This window comes from Malaciobacter sp., assembly GCF_055140965.1.
On sequence record NZ_JBSRRO010000018.1, the window covers coordinates 33,952 to 49,175 of the forward strand.

The 15,224-nt window shown below is 26.8% G+C and carries 18 protein-coding genes; 12 read left to right on the forward strand and 6 right to left on the reverse strand.

Going from position 1 to position 15,224, the window contains the following annotated elements:
- Positions 1–29 precede the first annotated feature (29 nt).
- Positions 30–1,568, forward strand: a complete 1,539-nt coding sequence (locus ACTCCZ_RS06935) for an endonuclease/exonuclease/phosphatase family protein (RefSeq protein ID WP_079577442.1) — start codon at positions 30–32, stop codon at positions 1,566–1,568.
- On the opposite strand, the gene ACTCCZ_RS06940 is transcribed toward ACTCCZ_RS06935, so the two are convergent.
- On the reverse strand, positions 1,565–1,906 hold the full coding sequence (locus ACTCCZ_RS06940; protein ID WP_079577441.1) for a hypothetical protein: 342 nt from the start codon (positions 1,904–1,906) through the stop codon (positions 1,565–1,567). The genes ACTCCZ_RS06935 and ACTCCZ_RS06940 overlap by 4 nt on opposite strands.
- A gap of 85 nt (positions 1,907–1,991) precedes the next feature.
- On the opposite strand from ACTCCZ_RS06940, the gene murJ reads away from it, so the two are divergent.
- The 8 genes from murJ to ACTCCZ_RS06980 all read left to right on the forward strand — a co-directional run bounded on the left by murJ (position 1,992) and on the right by ACTCCZ_RS06980 (position 10,900).
- Complete coding sequence (gene murJ, locus ACTCCZ_RS06945; protein ID WP_079577440.1) at positions 1,992–3,302, forward strand: murein biosynthesis integral membrane protein MurJ; 1,311 nt, start codon at positions 1,992–1,994, stop codon at positions 3,300–3,302.
- Positions 3,303–3,333: 31 nt separating this feature from the next.
- Positions 3,334–5,043, forward strand: coding sequence for an ABC transporter ATP-binding protein (locus ACTCCZ_RS06950; RefSeq protein ID WP_079577439.1), 1,710 nt, complete (start codon positions 3,334–3,336; stop codon positions 5,041–5,043).
- A 93-nt stretch (positions 5,044–5,136) separates the two neighbouring features.
- On the forward strand, positions 5,137–6,201 hold the full coding sequence (locus ACTCCZ_RS06955; protein ID WP_079577438.1) for a quinone-dependent dihydroorotate dehydrogenase: 1,065 nt from the start codon (positions 5,137–5,139) through the stop codon (positions 6,199–6,201).
- 81 nt (positions 6,202–6,282) lie between these two features.
- Positions 6,283–7,578, forward strand: coding sequence for a M16 family metallopeptidase (locus ACTCCZ_RS06960; protein ID WP_416202240.1), 1,296 nt, complete (start codon positions 6,283–6,285; stop codon positions 7,576–7,578).
- A gap of 47 nt (positions 7,579–7,625) precedes the next feature.
- Positions 7,626–8,513: a 4-hydroxy-tetrahydrodipicolinate synthase gene (gene dapA, locus ACTCCZ_RS06965; RefSeq protein WP_079577436.1), complete on the forward strand. Its 888-nt coding sequence runs from the start codon at positions 7,626–7,628 to the stop codon at positions 8,511–8,513.
- Complete coding sequence (locus tag ACTCCZ_RS06970) at positions 8,513–9,292, forward strand: enoyl-ACP reductase (protein WP_079577435.1); 780 nt, start codon at positions 8,513–8,515, stop codon at positions 9,290–9,292. The genes dapA and ACTCCZ_RS06970 overlap by 1 nt, the downstream gene beginning before the upstream one ends.
- A gap of 3 nt (positions 9,293–9,295) precedes the next feature.
- Positions 9,296–9,829 carry a CDP-diacylglycerol--glycerol-3-phosphate 3-phosphatidyltransferase gene (gene pgsA / locus ACTCCZ_RS06975; protein WP_079577434.1) on the forward strand — a complete coding sequence of 178 codons (534 nt, stop codon included), beginning with the start codon at positions 9,296–9,298 and terminating at the stop codon, positions 9,827–9,829.
- 12 nt (positions 9,830–9,841) lie between these two features.
- Positions 9,842–10,900, forward strand: coding sequence for a M50 family metallopeptidase (locus ACTCCZ_RS06980; protein WP_079577528.1), 1,059 nt, complete (start codon positions 9,842–9,844; stop codon positions 10,898–10,900).
- Positions 10,901–11,032: 132 nt separating this feature from the next.
- Here the strand turns inward: ACTCCZ_RS06980 and ACTCCZ_RS06985 are convergent, their stop codons facing one another.
- From ACTCCZ_RS06985 to ACTCCZ_RS06995, 3 genes are all read right to left on the reverse strand, one after another.
- A complete protein-coding gene (locus tag ACTCCZ_RS06985; RefSeq protein WP_079577433.1) occupies positions 11,033–11,290 on the reverse strand; it encodes a hypothetical protein in 258 nt (85 codons plus the stop codon).
- A gap of 104 nt (positions 11,291–11,394) precedes the next feature.
- Positions 11,395–11,772: a nucleotidyl transferase AbiEii/AbiGii toxin family protein gene (locus ACTCCZ_RS06990; RefSeq protein ID WP_079577432.1), complete on the reverse strand. Its 378-nt coding sequence runs from the start codon at positions 11,770–11,772 to the stop codon at positions 11,395–11,397.
- On the reverse strand, positions 11,765–12,178 hold the full coding sequence (locus ACTCCZ_RS06995) for a hypothetical protein (RefSeq protein ID WP_079577431.1): 414 nt from the start codon (positions 12,176–12,178) through the stop codon (positions 11,765–11,767). The genes ACTCCZ_RS06990 and ACTCCZ_RS06995 overlap by 8 nt, the downstream gene beginning before the upstream one ends.
- Positions 12,179–12,476: 298 nt before the next feature.
- On the opposite strand from ACTCCZ_RS06995, the gene ACTCCZ_RS07000 reads away from it, so the two are divergent.
- The 3 genes from ACTCCZ_RS07000 to ACTCCZ_RS07010 all read left to right on the forward strand — a co-directional run bounded on the left by ACTCCZ_RS07000 (position 12,477) and on the right by ACTCCZ_RS07010 (position 14,419).
- Positions 12,477–13,154, forward strand: a complete 678-nt coding sequence (locus ACTCCZ_RS07000) for a YggS family pyridoxal phosphate-dependent enzyme (RefSeq protein ID WP_079577430.1) — start codon at positions 12,477–12,479, stop codon at positions 13,152–13,154.
- Between the two features lie 130 nt (positions 13,155–13,284).
- Positions 13,285–13,977 carry a DUF4198 domain-containing protein gene (locus tag ACTCCZ_RS07005; RefSeq protein ID WP_079577429.1) on the forward strand — a complete coding sequence of 231 codons (693 nt, stop codon included), beginning with the start codon at positions 13,285–13,287 and terminating at the stop codon, positions 13,975–13,977.
- 1 nt (position 13,978) lies between these two features.
- Positions 13,979–14,419 carry a hypothetical protein gene (locus ACTCCZ_RS07010; RefSeq protein WP_079577428.1) on the forward strand — a complete coding sequence of 147 codons (441 nt, stop codon included), beginning with the start codon at positions 13,979–13,981 and terminating at the stop codon, positions 14,417–14,419.
- A gap of 290 nt (positions 14,420–14,709) precedes the next feature.
- Here ACTCCZ_RS07010 and ACTCCZ_RS07015 read toward each other — a convergent pair whose 3' ends face one another.
- Positions 14,710–14,943: an SHOCT domain-containing protein gene (locus ACTCCZ_RS07015; RefSeq protein WP_079577427.1), complete on the reverse strand. Its 234-nt coding sequence runs from the start codon at positions 14,941–14,943 to the stop codon at positions 14,710–14,712.
- Between the two features lie 12 nt (positions 14,944–14,955).
- Positions 14,956–15,126 carry a hypothetical protein gene (locus tag ACTCCZ_RS07020; protein ID WP_165786236.1) on the reverse strand — a complete coding sequence of 57 codons (171 nt, stop codon included), beginning with the start codon at positions 15,124–15,126 and terminating at the stop codon, positions 14,956–14,958.
- Positions 15,127–15,224 lie beyond the last annotated feature (98 nt).

Genomic DNA, 15,224 nt, shown 5'->3' on the forward strand with positions numbered 1-15,224 from the left:
CTCTCTACTTTATTATCAATAAACTAAACATGAAAAAATATCTATTTTTATTTACATTTTTATTATCTTTTTGTTTTGCAAATGAGTTTAAAGTTGCATCATATAATGTTCAAAACCTTTTTGATTTAAAATATGATAAAACTGAATACAAACAATACATACCAAATACAAAATCAAATTGGAATAAAAATACATATAATACCAAAATAAAAAATCTAGCAAAAGTTCTAAAAGATTTGGATGCAAATATTATTGCATTACAAGAAATTGAATCAATACAAGTTTTAAAAGATTTAAAAAAACAACTTCCAAGATATAAATATACATCACTTTTTAAATATAAAAATGGCGCAGTTGGTCTTGGGTTTTTAAGTGATATAAAAATCTTGCACAATAAAAAAATTTCTGTAAAATTTAATAATAAAATCTTTCGACCCATTATGGAAACAACCTTTTATTATGAAAATATAAAATTTAAGATTTTCAATAACCATTGGCCTTCAAAAAAAGCACAAGAGAGCTATAGAATAAAATATGCTTACACACTTTTAAATAGAATAAAAGAACTACCAAAAGATTATGATTATATAATTTTGGGTGACTTAAATTCAAATTATGATGAAAAACAAACACTTTATTTAAATAAAAATCTTGATGATAGTTTAAATATCACAGGAATAAATGATATTTTAAATACTATAAATGAAGATAATACATTTATAAATAAAACATCTATTAAAACAGAAGAAAAAAGAGCTCATTATAATCTTTGGTTAGAGTTAGCATATCAAGAAAGATTCTCTTATAAATATAGAGGAAGAAATACAACACCTGATAATATGCTTTTACCCTACTCTTTATTTGATGGAAAAAAAATATCTTACATAAATGGAAGTTTTAAAGTTTTTAAACCAAATTATTTATATAAAAATAATAAAATAAACAATTGGGAAGTAAAAAGAGGAGTACATCAAAATAAAGGTTATTCAGATCACCTTCCTATAATCGCAAGTTTTAATGTAAATTCATATGAAAACGAAGCTCAAAATGTAACTTCAATAAAAGATTTGTATAAAGTAAATAATATAAATAAACCTCTAATTATAAAAGATGCAGTAGTAATATATAAAAATGATAAAAGCGCTATTATAAAACAAAAAAACAATCGTGCAATTTTTGTTTATAATGCTAAAAATTTAAAAGAGTTTTATAAATATGACCTAAAAATCTTTTCAATTGAGAGTTTTCATGGATTAAAAGAGATAAAAAGCCTTGCAATTATAAATGAAAAAAATAAACTTGATAATATTGATGAATATTATTTAAATAATACAAAAGATTTAAATAATATAAAATTTCAAAATGAAATAATAAAAGAACTAAAAGTTACTTATAAAAAAAGATATGCATATTTCAATAAAAATAAAATCAGTATATACTTTAAAGATAAAGAACTAATTCCAAAAGACAATACGAAACTTCTTTTAAAAAAAGCTCATATTGGCTACTTTAGACAAAAACCACAACTTGTAATTTATAAAAAAAGCGATTTTGAGATACTTAATTAAGAGTTTTTAGCTTTTTGTATCTCTTTTGTATATTTATATTCAATAAAATTATAGACATTTGCTTCTTTATTTTTTGATAAAAATAAAAACATTTCAAATAACTTAAAGCCTACTTTGAAAAAGCCTGTAAAAGGAAGCATATAAGCTAACAATGTCATTTGTTTATGATATGGATAATATTTATCATACTCTTTTTTTAATTCATTTAATTGAATACTTTGCTCTTTTAATTTTTCAGCATCATTTGTCTTCACAACCATTAAAACAACTAGAATATTTGCAAATATCATAAAAATATTTGCTAACCAACCTAAAATAAAAATCTCTTCATAACTCAAAACAAAACATTCCTTATTTAAATTTTATATAATTATACAATAATTTCTTTGAACCTCTAAAGCAAGATTTGGCTAATATATCAAAATGTTAATTAAATCAATTTTTACAAATAGTAGTGGTATTTTATTTTCTAGAATTTTAGGTTTTATAAGAGATTTACTAACTGCCTCAATTTTGGGAGCAAATATTTATAGTGATATATTTTTTGTTGCTTTTAAATTACCTAACCTTTTTAGAAGAATTTTTGCAGAAGGTGCATTTACACAAGCCTTTATCCCAGCATATGCAAAAGCAAAACATAAAATTAGATTTTCATCAATCATTTTTTTACAACTTATAGGTTTTTTAATAATTTTATCTTTATTTGTTACGCTTTTTTCAGAATTAATAACAAAAGCAATTGCATTAGGATTTGATGAAAAAACTGTAAAATTAGCAGCACCACTTGTAGCTATTAATTTTTACTATTTGCCTTTAATATTCATAGTTACATTTATGGCTGCTTTATTACAATATAAAAATCATTTTGCTACAACTGCATTTTCAACGGCTCTTTTAAATTTAGCATTAATAGCGGCTTTATTAATCTCAAAAGATTTAGATAAGTACCAAATAACATACTATTTATCATATGGAGTTTTAATTGGTGGTTTTTTACAAGTTATAGCTCATATAATTGCGATTAAGAAGAAAAATTTATTGAAAATTTTTACTTTTGATAGAAAGAAAAAAGAAGAAAACAGATTTTATAAAAGCTTTTTAGGCGCAACAATAGGAAGTTCAACAGCTCATATTTCGGCATTTTTAGATACTTGGTTAGCTTCATTTTTAGTTAGTGGATCTATCTCTTATCTTTATTATGCAAATAGAGTTTTTCAACTACCATTAGCTCTTTTTGCAATTGCCACATCAATTGCACTTTTTCCAATGATATCAAAAGCTATAAAAAATAAAGATGAACAAAAAGCACTGCGACTTTTAAAAAAATCAACTTTTATACTTTTTATTTTATTAAGTATTGCAACAATAATTGGAATAATATTCAATCAATTTATAATTTACTTACTTTTTCAAAGAGGTGCTTTTACACAAATAGATACACAAAATACAGCCCTAATTTTAATTATGTATTTAATAGGTCTTTTACCTTTTGGAATAGCTAAGATTTTTTCACTTTGGTTATATTCCCATGAAAAACAGTTTTTAGCAGCAAAAATATCAATGAAAGCATTAGCTTGGAATATTGTATTTTCACTAGCTTTAATTATTCCTTATCAAGCAGCTGGACTTGCATTAGCAAGTACACTTAGTGGGTTCATTTTATTTTATCTAACTATTAAAGAGTTTGGACTAAGTAAATTCCTCAATCTTTTTACAAACAAATCTTTGTTATAATTACAGCTTTAATTTTTAGATTAGGATTTTTATGAAACAATTTTTAAAACAATACATACCATATTACAAGGACTATAAACTTAAATTTTTTTACGCATTTATAGGTATGGCATTGGCTGCTGGAGGAACTGCTGGTTCTGCTTATGTGGTTAAGCCATTACTTGATGAAATCTTTATAGCAAAAGATTTAGATTTACTTTATACAATCCCTGCTTTAGTAATATTATTATATTTTGCAAAAGGTTTTGGAAAATATATTCAATCTTATTATATTTCATATATAGGACAAGATATAATTAGAAAAATCAGAGATAAATTACTTGGTCATACCTTAACTTTAGATATTGATTTTTTCCAAAAAAAACAAGGTGGAGAACTTATATCAAGAATTACAAATGATATAAATAAAATCCAATCAGCAGTATCTAGTCAAATTGCAGAACTAATTAGAGAATCACTAACTATTTTTGCTTTGATTTTTGTTGTAATCTATCAAAGTCCTGAACTTGCTTTTTATGGCTTGGTAGTTATGCCAATTGCTATTTTACCCCTTTCAAAACTCGCAAAAAAAATGAAAAAACTCTCTTATGCTTCTCAAGAAAGTATTTCTGATATTACAAGTCATTTAAGTGAGATTTTTAATAATATAGAAATAATAAAAGCAAATTCAACAGAAAAAATCGAAACAGACAAATTTCAAAAACATAATAAAAAGTATTTTGATATTTCAATAAAAAGTGTAAAAACCAATGAATTAGTATCTCCAATAATGGAAACACTTGGAGCTTTAGCAATTGCTACTGTTATTGTGCTTGGTGGTACAAAAGTTATTGATGGGGATTTAACTGTTGGTGAGTTCTTCTCTTTTATGACTGCTTTATTTATGCTTTATACACCTATTAAAAAGTTATCATCTTTATACAACAAAATGCAAGCTGCACTTGCTGCAAATGATAGAATTAATTCACTATTTGATATAAAAAGTAATATTCCATCTGGTAAAACAATACTAAATGAAGAGATAAAGAAAATAACTTTAGAAAATGTAAACTTAAGATATGATGATATTCCTGCACTTAAAAACATCAATCTTGAAGTAAATCAAGGTGAAACTCTCGCACTTGTAGGTGATAGTGGTGGGGGAAAATCCTCTTTAGTAAATTTAATAGTAAGATTTTATGAAACACATAGTGGTGAAATTAAATTTAATGATAAAAATATTAAAGAGTTTGATATAAAATCATTAAGAGATAATATCTCAATAGTTACTCAAAGAGTTTATATTTTTAATGATACTGTTTGTGCAAATATTGCTTATGGACAAGAAATAGATGAAGAAAGAGTAATTAAAGCATTAAAACAATCCCATGCATATAATTTTATAAAAGATATGGAGAATGGGATTTATACTAAATTAGATGAATTTGGTACAAACTTAAGTGGAGGACAAAGACAAAGAATTGCCATAGCAAGAGCTTTATACAAGAATCCTCAAATACTTATACTAGATGAAGCAACATCAGCACTTGATAACGAGAGTGAATCTATAATTTCAGAAGTAATAGATGAAATAAGTAAAGATAAAATCACTTTTGTAATTGCTCATAGATTAAGTACAGTAAAACATGCAACAAATATAGCCGTTTTTAGTAAAGGTCAGATTGTATGCCTTGGCAATGAATCAAAACTAAAAAAAGAGTGCAAAGAGTATAAAAGACTATATAACTTAGCAAATTTCTAACTTTCAAGCCTCATCTTGAGGCTTGCTATGATATTAAAACGACTTTTTAATCTAATTTGGATAAAATAATGAAATTTTCAAAAAGGTAATATAGTGTTTAATTATAAAAATTTAAAAAAAGTACTATTTTTATTTCAACCAGAAACAGCCCACAATATTGCAGAGCTTGGATTAAGAGCACTTCCAAAATGCAGAATTATAACAAACTACTTGACAAAAAGAAATTTTGTAAGTGATCCAAAACTTGCACAAGAAATTTTCAATGTAAAATTTATAAATCCAGTAGGACTAGCAGCAGGTTTTGACAAAAATTGCACTATGGTAAAATCAATGCCAGCACTTGGTTTTGGATATACTGAAATTGGTACAATGACACCAAGACCACAAGATGGAAATCCAAAACCTAGAATGTTTAGATATCCAAAAAAGAACTCTGTACAAAATGCAATGGGATTCAATAATGAAGGTGCACATGCAGTACTTAAAAATCTTCAAAAAGTTTATCCTTTTGTTTTGCCAATTGGAGTAAATATTGGGAAAAATAAAACAACACCTGAAGAGTATGCTTTAAGTGATTATAAAACATTAATTAAAAAATTTGAAAAAACAAGTGATTATATAGCAATTAATATCTCTAGTCCTAATACACCAAATCTTAGAGATTTACAAAATGAAGAGTTTATCACTGCATTATTTGAAATGGCAAAAGAGCTTACAAATAAACCAATTTTATTAAAAATAGCTCCAGACATGCAAGCACAAGCAGCTATAAACCTATGTAAAACAGCTATTGATGCTGGTGCTGCTGGAATTATTGCAACAAATACAACTATTGATTATGATTTACTTCCAGGGTGTAAAGACTTTGGTGGATTAAGTGGAGAAGTATTAAGCCAAAAAGCATATGAACTATTTAAAGAAATAGCAAATGAGCTATTTGATAAGACTGTTTTAATTTCAGTTGGAGGTATAAGCTCAGCGCAAGAAGCCTACAAAAGAATTAAAGCAGGTGCTAGTTTAGTACAAATATATACAGGAATGATTTTTGAGGGACCTTCAACTGTAAAAAATATAAATGAAGGTATTTTAGAACTTATGGAAAAAGATGGATATAGCCACATTAGTGAAGCTATTGGAGCAGATTTAAAAAACAACTAAAAGGTGAAAAAGATGAAACTTAAAAATGTTATAAAAAGAACAAATAGTTCTATTTTATATCTACTGTTTTTCACTATATTTATGGGGGAACTTATGAGTAGTAATAGCTTACCAAAATATTATACAAAAAGCTTAGAAAATGGATTACAAATTGTAGCTATTCCTATGGATAATGGCTCAAATGTTGTAACAACAGATGTTTTCTATAAAGTTGGAAGCAAAGATGAGAAGATGGGTAAAAGTGGAATTGCTCATATGTTAGAGCATTTAAATTTTAAATCAACTAAAAACCTAAAATCTGGTGAGTTTGATGAAATTGTAAAAGGTTTTGGAGGTGTAAACAATGCTAGTACAAGTTTTGATTACACTCACTATTATATAAAATCAAGCTCAAAAAATATGGGTAAATCTCTTGAACTATTTGCTGAACTAATGCAAAATCTTACTTTAAAAGATGAAGAGTTTCAACCAGAAAGAGATGTTGTAGCAGAAGAGAGAAGATGGAGAACTGACAATAATCCTATGGGATATATGCAGTTTAGACTTTTTAATAATGCCTATATATACCATCCATATCATTGGACTCCAATAGGATTTATGAATGATATAAAAAATTGGAATATAGAAGATATTAGAAACTTTCATAGTACATTTTATCAACCAAAAAATGCAATTATTGTAGTTGCAGGAGACATTAACAAAGATGAAGTATTTGAGCAAACAAAAAAATATTTTGACAATATTAAAAATAGTAAAGAGATAATAAGACAATCATACACAGTTGAGCCAAAACAAGATGGTGCAAAAAGATTAATTATAAAAAAAGATAGTCAAGTAGAAATGCTTGCTATGGCTTATCATATTCCAAATTTTGAACATAAAGACCAAGTTGCACTTAGTGCCTTAAGTGAGTTATTAAGTTCAGGTAAAAGTTCAATTTTACATAAAGTTTTAGTGGATGAAAAAAAATTAGTTAACTCTATATATGCATATAATATTGAACTTAAAGATCCAGGATTATTTCTATTCTTTGCTGTTTGTAACCAAGATGTTAAAACAAAAGATGTAGAAAAAGAGATATTAAAAATAATAAAAGATATAAAAAAAGGAAATATCTCTAAAAAAGATATTGAAAAAATAAAAATCAATACAAAAGCTGATTTTATTTTCTCACTTGAAAACTCAAGTTCAGTTGCTTCTATTTTAGGAAGTTACTTTGTAAGAGATAATATAAAACCACTTTTTGAGTATGAACAAAATATAGAAAAACTTAAAAAGAGTGATATTATTGAAGTTGCTAAAAAATATCTTATAAAAGATAATTCTACTACAGTGATTTTAAAAAAGGGAGAGAAAGATGAAAAAGAAGAGCTTTAAGATTACAACTAAAAAATAAAAAAAGCAAATATATAAAGGATCGTTCAATGCAAAACATTATTGGTGCGATGACCGCACTTATAACACCGTTTAAAAATGGAAAAGTAGATACAGCAAAATATGAAGAACTTATCAAAAGACAAATAGCTCAAGGTATAGATGTAGTTGTTCCAGTTGGAACAACAGGAGAGAGTGCAACTTTATCACATGAAGAGCATAGATTATGTATTGAAATAGCAGTTGCTACATGTAAAGATACAAATGTAAAAGTAATAGCAGGCGCTGGTTCAAATGCAACACATGAAGCAATAGGTATCGCACAACATGCTCAAAAAGTTGGAGCTGATGGACTTTTATCTGTTGCGCCATATTATAATAAACCAAGTCAAGAGGGTTTATATCAACACTATAAAACTATTGCAAGTTCAGTAGAAATACCATTTATGATTTATAATGTGCCAGGTAGAACAGGTGTAGATATAGAAGCTGATACAGCTATTAGATTATTTGATGATGTATCAAATATTTATGCAATAAAAGAAGCAACTGGTTCACTTGAAAGAGCTATTGAGTTAAGTTCAAAAAGACCAGATTTTTGTGTAATATCAGGTGAAGATTCAATTGATTATGCAATGCTTGCAAATGGGGGTAAAGGTATTATCTCTGTTACAGCAAATCTTTTACCAAACTATAAAAGCAAATTAGTTGATAGTGTATTTAATAAAGATTTTGACACTGCAAAAAAAATAAATGATGATTTATACTCTATAAATAAAGCACTTTTTGTTGAAAGCAACCCTATTCCTATAAAAGCTGCTATGTATCTTGCTGGGTTAATTGATACATTAGAGTATAGATTACCATTGACTCCTCCAAGTAGAGAGACAATGAATAAATTAGAAGATGTACTAAAAGGTTATGAGGTAATTAAATAATGAAAGAAAACAAAAAAGGTAAAACTCTAGTAATCTCTGGAGGAACAAAAGGTATAGGTAAAGCATGCGTTTATAGGTTTGCACAAGAGGGTGTAAATGTAGCTTTTACTTATAATTCAAATGCTCAAGTAGCACAAGAAATAGCTGATGATGTTGAATCAAAATTTGGGGTAAAGTGTAGATGCTACCCTTTTAATATACTTGAGCCTGAAAAATATAAAGAACTATTTTTAGAAATTGATAAAGATTTTGATAGAGTTGATTTTTTTATTTCAAATGCTATGATTTATGGAAGAGCAGTTGTTGGTGGATATGGTAGATTTATGAAACTTAAACCAAGAGGATTAAACAATATCTACACTGCAACTGTTAATGCTTTTGTTTGTGGAGCACAGCAAGCTGCAAAGAGAATGGAAAAAACAGGTGGTGGTTCAATTGTTAGTTTAAGTAGTACTGGAAATTTAGTATATATTGAAAACTATGCGGGACATGGAACAAATAAAGCAGCAGTTGAAGCAATGGTTAGATATGCAGCAACAGAACTTGGAGATATGGGAATTCGAGTAAATGCTGTAAGTGGTGGACCAATTGATACAGATGCACTTAAAGCCTTTACAAACTATGAAGAAGTTAGAGATAAAACAGCAGAGTTATCTCCATTAAATAGAATGGGACAACCAACGGACTTAGCAAGTGCTTGTTATTTTTTATGTACAAAAGAAGCATCATGGGTAACAGGACACACGTTAATTGTAGATGGTGGGACTACATTTAAATAGTTTATGTTTAATTTACCAAATATATTAGCACTTTTTAGAATAGCATTAGCCCCACTAATGCTATGGTTTTTAGTAGATAGAGAAAATGTTATTTTCTCTTCTTGGCATCCAACATGGTTAGACTATTTTGCTGGTTTAATCTTTGTTATTGCTTCTGTTACAGATTTTTTTGATGGTTACATAGCAAGAAACTGGAATCAAATGACTAAACTTGGAGCTATTCTTGATCCACTTGCAGATAAGATGCTTATTCTTGCAGGTTTTCTAGGACTTATGGTAATAGATAGAGCCTCTGCATGGGCAGTTTTTTTAATACTTTCAAGAGAATTTTTCATTACTGGACTTAGAGTTGTAGCAGCTGATGAGGGAAGAAATGTCGCTTCAACAATGATAGGTAAAATAAAAACAGTTGTTCAAATGATTGCAATTGGATTTTTACTTATGAATTGGCCATATGCAACACAGCTTTTATGGTTGGCTGTTTTACTAACTTTATATTCTGGATATGAATATTTAAGAGATTATTATAAAGATTAATTGGAGATTATATTGGGTACTATTACTTTTTTAATTGTTCTATCAATTCTTGTATTTATACATGAATTAGGACATTTTTTAGCAGCAAGATATTTTGGAGTGACAGTTCATGTATTTTCTATTGGATTTGGTAAAAAACTTTATTCAAAACAATGGATGGGAACTGAATGGCAGTTTGCATTAGTGCCACTTGGTGGTTACGTAAAAATGAAAGGTCAAGATGACACAAAACCAGGTCTTGTAGAGAATGGAAATGATTCATATAACAATAAAAAACCTTGGCAAAGAATTATCATTCTTTTTGCTGGACCCTTTGCAAACTTTTTATTAGCAGCAGTATTATACTTTACAATTGCAATATTAGGAGCAAACTCTTTATCTCCAACAATTGGAAAAATTATTGAGGGATCTCCTGCTCAAAGGGCTGGGCTTCAAGCTGAAGATAAAATAGTTAGAATAAATGAAACAGATATAAAAACTTGGAAACAAATTGGTGAAACAATTACCCAAACAAAAACAGCTTTAAAATTCTATGTTCAAAGGGGAAATGAACTTAGAACCTTTGTTATAAATCCTGAAATAAATGATTCTGAAAATATTTTTAGAGAAAAAATCAAAAAAAGAATGATAGGAATTGCTCCAGCACCTAAACTTGTTACTATTTATCACTCGCCTATTGAGGCTATTTCATATGCATATGATAAAACAATCGAATCATCAACAATGATTTTCAAAGGTGTACAAAAATTAATTCAAGGAATAATTCCAAGTAGTGAAATTGGTGGAGTTATAACTATTGGTAAAGTAATATCAGATGCAAGTGAATCAAGTTTTATTGCACTTTTAGCAATAAGTGCATTGATTTCAGTTAATTTAGGTGTACTAAATCTTCTTCCAATTCCTGCACTTGATGGTGGACATATAATGTTTAATTTATATGAAATAATTACAAGAAGAAAGCCAAGTGATAAAGTATTTATGTACTTAACACTTTTAGGATGGTTTATATTAGGTTCACTAATGTTATTAGGTATTTATAACGACATTAATAGAATATTTTTAAAAGGTTAATATAAATAACTATTTTTAACTACAAATTCCACACTTTAGGTTTTTTGTATTAAATTATAATAATGATTTATCCCTACTTTTAAAGTAGGGATTTACTTTAAAAGCTATATATATTCTAAGAAAAAATTTCATTTATTTTATTTTATAATATCTATTCCATTCATCTGCAATAAACTGATTATCTTCTACAATATCAATATAATCATTTTCATCTAAGTCAAATTTTTGTGCTTTTTGCATAATCTTAGTTTTATAAGAAAAATCTAGTATATTATCATTTTCAAAAGCCTGTTTTAATTCTTCTTGAAAAGATTTAATTTCAAGTTTTAAATCATGTAAATATTTTATATGTTGACCAATTTCAATATCCCACTCTAATCTATAGTTCAATGCTTTAATAATATTTTCTCTTGAGTATTCTATACCAATAGCATCTTTAAATTTTTTGTTAATATCTTTAATAACAGAATAGATATTAACTTCTTCTAAATCCCTTAAAATAAAATATAGATCAAAAATCTAACACAAGTAAAATTTAGTATTTCTATTTTTATCGTTTCTTCATTATCTTTAAAATCATAAAATATTCTCCAAGACAACTTATCTTTTATCCATTTTGAATTTATAAGTTTAGCATCTGGAAGTTTTGACATTAAATCCAAAATTTGATTCTTAATTTCATCTAATTCTATTTTAGTACATAGCTTTTCTAAGAAAAAATCTAAATCTTCAGAGTGCCTATAAGCACTTGGTAGTACAAATCTTTGAAGACCTGTACCACCTGCAAGAAATATTTTATTATTAAGAGGTTTTAACTGCTCAAGTATTTTATCTTGGTTTTTAAATACTGAACTCCAATCATCTCTATGCATTAATTAATTTACCTATAATCTGTCTTTGCATATTAAAAGGAAGATTTTCTTCTATTCTTTTCATAATTTTTTGATTTTTTGATTTTATTCCATCTACAATATCATTAATCGTATAATTTGTACCCCAAAATACTGACTTTAATCTTTTCTCTTCATTCTTTGTTAATGAATAATTATTTTTTAACATAACTTTATTATTCTTTCTTAATTTATCAACAATATTCAAGTCAAGTTTTTTTCTATAATTCATATCTTTTAGTATTACCATAGCATAAGGAGGTACATGGTTCCTTTTCTTCCATCCCACTACTGTATCATAAGGAATTTTAGAATATTTAGAAAACTCTTTTTTTGAAATATTATTATTGATTAACATTTTTTCAAATAATGTATTTGTAATTTCCATGATTATCCTTTTAATATTATAAGTTTATCATTTTTTTAACCATATGTCAAAATGACAACTATAAATATTTTATTTTAACTATATTACTTTATGAAAATCCACATTATTACATAGCGCATTAATATATATCAACTTTTAATTCAATCTTAGGTATTATGACAAAATTTAAAAGATTTATCCCTCTTTATATCTAAAATATTTAATTTGTTAGGGATTATATTACTTAAAGAAGTCCTTAAATAGGTAATAATAGATATTTATAACGACATTAATAGAATATTTTTAAAAGGTTAATATTATGCAAATGCAAAAAGCAATTGATAACTTAGATAGACTAATTGCAGATGTTGAAGATGCAAGGCTTCAACTTTCTGAACATCACATTGTTAAAATAATTGGAATTAGTAAATACAGTCAAAGCGAAGATGTTTCTACTTTGTATAAAGCTGGACAAAGAGCTTTTGGTGAAAATAAAGTTCAAGATTTAAAACAAAAAATGATTGAGTTAGAAGAGTTGCCACTTGAATGGCACTTTGTAGGAAGATTACAAAAAAATAAGATTAATAATCTTATTGACTTAAAACCAACGCTTATGCAAAGTTTAGATTCAATTGAATTAGCACAAGAATTAAACAAAAAACTTGAAGCAAAAGATAAAAAGATGAACTGTTTACTTCAAATAAACTCTGCTAAAGAAGAGAGTAAAGCAGGTGTTATGCCAGAAGATGCAATAAAAGTTTATAAGCAAATTATACAAACTTGCCCAAATATAATACTAAAAGGTGTTATGAGTATTGGAGCACATGTGCAAGATGAAGAAGTTATTGAAAAAAGTTTTAATACAACAAAAATTATTTTTGATGAATTAAAACCACTTGGAGCAAAATATTGTTCAATGGGTATGAGCAATGATTTTAAACTTGCAATAAAGTGTGGCTCAAATATGATAAGAGTTGGTTCAAGCCTTTTTAAATAAGAGAAAAGTTTTTTTCTCTTATATTTTTTTATTATTTTGTGCTAAAAATACATAAGATTTAACTTTTATTATGAATAGTTTATGTTTTATAGATTAAAATCTACTTATAAAAATAAATTAAGGAGATTTTATGAAAAAGTTCACGTTAGCTTTAGTTCTTGCAACATCTACAATGTTTGCTCACCAAATTACTGCAAAAAAAGCTGAGAACAACACTTACCAAGCTCAATTTTGGGCACATGGAAAATATCAAAAATTTGAAGCAAAGCAACTAAAAGGTGCAACTGCTTATGATTTAAACAATAATATTATTAAAACAGGAATTGATTACTCAAAAGGTACTACACTTTTAACTGCTAAAAAACCTGCAATGATTAGCTTAACTTTTGATGCTGGTTATTGGGTTGAGGGAGATAATGGTTATGAAGCTATAAAAAATCCTTCAAAATATAAAGGTATTGTTTATAATAGTTTAAAAAGTGTAAAATATGGAAAAAGATATTTTCAATGGAGTGATAGTTTCTTAAAACCAATTGGAATGAAACTTGAAGTGATTCCTTTAATTAATCCATTAAATATTAAAGTAGGAGATAAACTTCCTGTATTAGTATTAAAAGATGGAAAAGCTTTTGAAAATGCATCATTTGAAACTTCTGATTATGGTGATTTAAATGTTAAAACAAATAAGTATGGAATTGCTAATATCCCAGTAAAAAACAAAGGTTTACAAATTATTGCAGCTGTTTTTGTAGGTGATGAAGTAAGTGATATAAATGTAAATAGTATTACTATTCAAAGTAGTATTTCTTTTGAAGTAAAATAGTATGATTATAAGAGCTATAATTACAGCATTATTGTTAAACCTTAGTGCATTTGCACATGGTGTATTTTATGAATTAGTTGATGGATCAGTTGGAGTTAGAGTAACTGCACCTAATAATATAGCAATTAGTGATGCAGATATTACTATTTATGCACCAGAAGCTTCACTTCCATTTACAAAAGGAAAAACAGATGTAAATGGAAACTTTGCATTTATACCTGATAGCCATGGACAATGGAGAGTAGTTATAAATGTAGGAAGTGATCATGGAGCACATATTAAAGATTTTAAAATTACTATAGATGAGAACCAAAAAGTTAAAGAGTTTGAAAAAACACCTTATGAAAGATACATGAAAATTTTAAGTGTATTAGGTCTTTTACTTGGATTATTTGGAATAATCGTTTTACTTAAAAATAGAAAAAAAGATACAACTAAATAGTTGTATCTTTAGAGACTGTTCAGAATTTTGTGTCAAAGTTTGATAATCTTAAAAATTTAGCATGTTAAACTTACTTAGTCAAATTGTTCCAAATATTACAGGTTGTGGAACTTGTTATTATAACTCATCTTTTTCTGTCAGATCCAATGTTGATTAATCAACTCTCAACTAAACATATTTTATAATATTCTAAAAAATATGTTTATTGAGGTAGAATAATAAAGTGAATTTATATAGTTGATTTTATAGTCTCATAAAATCTTCACCAATAGAATCCATTATTTTATATTTTACAGATTAAGTATACTTTTTTTCGAAGAATATTCTTCTTCAGTAATATCTCCTCTTGCAAATCTATTCTTTAGGATCTGAAGAGATTCATCTTCACTGTTTTTGTGAACTTTTTTATTATCTTTAAATATTTTAACTAATAAAAACACTACTAATATTGCTATAACCCAAAACATAAATCCTCCTTGGTGAAAGCCCATGTGCCCCATGTAGTTCCAATTATCGTGAAACATTCTTTATCCTTCTTATTTATTTAATTGAGCCAATTGCTCTTTTGTCAATACATTTAGTACTTTTTCCATATGGTTAGCTCTTAAATTCATCATGGTTTGATGTCTGTCGTTCATTGTTTTTTTGAATGATTCTTTATCAAAACCATTTTTGTTAATAAAACTCATCATACCACTATTGTTCATTGATCTGTCAACAGAAAATAGGACACAAAAATTAACTTTTAACTAATCATTTCTAAATGTAACATTTTTTCTTCAAATTCAGTTGGCGAAAGATAATT